Origin of the sequence: Hyphomonas chukchiensis (assembly GCF_000682695.1) — a bacterium.
Taxonomy (GTDB): domain Bacteria; phylum Pseudomonadota; class Alphaproteobacteria; order Caulobacterales; family Hyphomonadaceae; genus Hyphomonas; species Hyphomonas chukchiensis.
On the sequence record NZ_AWFG01000098.1, the window covers coordinates 1 to 466 of the forward strand.

The following is a 466-nucleotide window of genomic DNA, read 5'->3' on the forward strand; positions in this document are numbered from 1 at the left end:
TGACCGCTGAACGGGTCTTTCTTCAGCACGTCCTGGACCAGCATGGTCAAGCCGTCGATCCCCTTGCGCATGTCGGTATAGCCAAGGGCGAGATGGACCTTTACGCCAGCCGGAACGATCATCATGACGAGGCCTCCTTGCCAGCCAGTTCAAGTTGGACTGCATCCGGATCACTGCCTTCGGGAACGAAGACTCGCGCCCCGTCCGAAAGCGTCATGGCCATCATTCCGGCAGGCGGTTGGACGAGTTCCATGGGCAGAGACAGCCCTTTCGGGACCCGCACAGTTACCAGTCTCGCGCGCTCTTTCTGGCCGATACCGAACTCCACCCGCCAGCGGAAGAGAAGGCCCGTTACGATCCCGTGCTTGCGCGCGACTGTAGAGACTTTGGCACCTGGCTGGTCGCTTTCGAGCGCGATGGCGAGCTTCTGCTCATCACTGAAGAAGCGCCGGGCCGCCCGTCTCGA

General features: G+C 61.4%; 2 protein-coding genes. Both read right to left on the reverse strand.

What is annotated here, in order from left to right; genetic code table 11:
• Positions 1 to 125, reverse strand: a 125-nt coding sequence (gene tnpB / locus HY30_RS20750) for an IS66 family insertion sequence element accessory protein TnpB (RefSeq protein WP_034744864.1), incomplete at its 3' end; no start/stop codon positions are given.
• On the reverse strand, positions 122 to 466 hold a 345-nt coding region (locus tag HY30_RS18855), incomplete at its 5' end, for a transposase (protein WP_034744867.1). The genes HY30_RS18855 and tnpB, both read right to left, overlap by 4 nt.